Source organism: Halorubrum sp. AJ67 (assembly GCF_000513435.1).
Map to the genome: position 1 here is coordinate 1 of NZ_CBVY010000038.1, position 2,410 is coordinate 2,410.

At 69.3% G+C, this 2,410-nt stretch carries 2 protein-coding genes; both read right to left on the reverse strand.

Annotated elements, in window-relative coordinates:
• Positions 1-18: 18 nt before the first annotated feature.
• Positions 19-1,356 carry a glutamate-1-semialdehyde 2,1-aminomutase gene (locus BN903_RS14870; RefSeq protein WP_048078471.1) on the reverse strand — a complete coding sequence of 446 codons (1,338 nt, stop codon included), beginning with the start codon at positions 1,354-1,356 and terminating at the stop codon, positions 19-21.
• Between the two features lie 101 nt (positions 1,357-1,457).
• On the reverse strand, positions 1,458-2,410 hold a 953-nt coding region (locus BN903_RS14875), incomplete at its 5' end, for an ammonium transporter (protein WP_048078472.1).

Here is a 2,410-nt window from a genome sequence, read left to right on the forward strand (position 1 = left end):
CTTTCGATTCTCGCGTGTTCAGATCGCTTCGCGGTACGCCTCCAGCGTCCGCTCGACGTCCTCCTCCGTGTGCGCGTAGGAGGTGAACTGGCACTCGAATTGGTTCGCGGTGAGGAACACGCCCCGGTCTTTCATCTCCTGCCAGAACACGCGCTCCCACCGGTCGGTCGCGGCCGCGGCGACGTCCGCGCCGGTCTTCGGGCAGGTCTCGTAGCGGGCGCAGTCGGGGTTCTGCCGACAGCCGCCCGCACAGCAGGCGTCGACGTCGTCGGGCGCGTCGCGGGTGAACACCGTCTTGAACATCGAGTCGGTGCCGACGACGGTGTACTCCGGGGCGCGCTCCGCGCAGATCTCGGCTATTCCCTCACGGAGCTTCCGGCCGAGCCGGTTGACGTGCTCGTACACGTCGTTCTCGGCGGCGTACTCCAGCGTCGCCTTCCCCGCGGCCATCGTCACTGGGTGGCCGGAGAAGGTGCCCGACTGGAACACGTCGCCCGCGGGCGTGAACCGCTCGATGATCTCCGCTTTCCCGCCGATTGCGCCGACCGGGAACCCGCCGCCGATGATCTTGCCGAAGGTAGTCACGTCCGGCGTCACGCCGAACTTCGACTGCGCGCAGCCCAGCCCGCCGACGCGGAACCCCGTGATCACCTCGTCGAAGACCAGCAGCGAGCTGTAGTCGTCACAGAGGTCCCGGAGCGTCTCGTGGTAGCCGTCGATCGGGGCGACGATGCCCGTGTTGGCTAAGATTGGCTCGACAAGGACGGCGGCGATGTCGTCGCCGTGTTCGGCGAACACCTCCTTGGCCGCCTGCGGGTCGTTGAACGGGATCGGGAGGGTGTGTTCGGCGAACTCTTCCGGGATCCCCTTCGTCGACGGGTGGGGGTCGTCCGCCGACCCCTCCACGAGCGTCGACTCCTGTGCGCCGTGGTAGCCGCCCTGCATCACGACGATCTTGTCGCGGTCGGTGTGGCCGCGCGCGAGCCGCACAGCCGAGACGGTCGCCTCCGTCCCCGAGTTGACGAAGCGGATCGACTCGACGCTCGGGACATGTCGCGCCACGAACTCGGCGTGTTCGACCTCGATCTCCGTCGGCGCACCGTACATCGGTCCCTCCGCGACGTGCGACTGGACCGCGGCTTCGACCGGGTCCGGGAGGTCGTGGCCGTACAGGAGCGGCCCGTACCCCATCACCCAGTCGACGTAGCGGTTGCCGTCCGCGTCGATCACGTGCCCGCCGTCGCCGCGCTCGATAAAGAACGGGTGCGGCATGTTCGCCCGGACCGAGGAGTTGACCCCGCCCGGCATGACCGACAGCGCGCGGTCGTACAGCCCGCGCGAGCGCTCGTGGTTCATGTCCGAACGGTTGGGTCGGCGGGCTGAAAGTAGTTGCCGAACCGGTCGCGTCCGGTTCGGATCCGCAAAAAAAGCGGCCGGTCAGTTCGTGCGCTACGCGCCTACACCGCCTCCGGCCCGGTCGCGCCCGTGCGGACCTGAAGCGCGTCCTCGACGGGCATGATGAACACCTTGCCGTCGCCCGGTTCGCCGGTCTTGGCCGCGCCCGCGATCGCCTCCGCGACCTCGTCGGCCGGGATGTCGGCGACGACGACCTCGACCTTCACCTTCTGGTGGAGGTCGACCGTGAACTCCTCGCCGCGCCACTGGCCCTTCTTCGCGGGCTGGCTGCCGCGGCCGGAGACGTTCGTCACCGTGAGCGAGGGCGCGTTGACCTCCGCGAGCGCCTGCTTGATGGCTCCGAGCTTGTCGGGGCGGACGACCGCCGTGACCATCTTGATCTCCGCGCCGGATTCCTCGCCGCCGTCGGCGCGCGGGGAGTCGTTCGCCGACTCGGTCGCGTCGACGACCGACGGGCCGCCGTCGGTCGCCACGTTCGCGCGGCCGAACTCGGGGTACGTCTCGACGCCGTGTTCGCTGACGTCGAGGCCGTCGCGCTCGTGTTCGGGGGTGACGCGGGCCTGACCGAGGGCCTTGAACGCGCCGAAGACGATCGCCGTCGCGATGACGGTCCACGCGGTGATGACGACCACGCCGATCACCTGCGAGACGAGGAGGTCGACCGAGAAGCCGTTGATGCTGACGAACGGCAGCGCGAGTACGCCGAGGACCCCGGCGGAGCCGTGGACCGGGAACACCGCGCAGACGTCGTCGATCTTCATCGTGTCCGAGACGAACTCGAAGACGAGCGGGAGCTGGAGGCCACAGAGGAGACCGACCGCGACGGCACCCCACCACGTGACGAGGTTCGCGATGCCGGTCACGCCGACCAGCCCGGCGAGCAGCCCGTTCGCGACGTACAGCGTGTCGACCTTCTTCGAGAGCGCCAGCGAGACCGCGGCGGCACCGACGCCGCCGGCTGCCATGCCGAGCGTCGTGCCGAGCGCGACGCGAC

Coding starts and splice junctions, on each gene's coding strand:
- BN903_RS14870 (WP_048078471.1), bottom strand. CDS start 1,356: ATGAACCACGAGCGCTCGCGCGGGCTGTACGACCGCGCGCTGTCGGTC.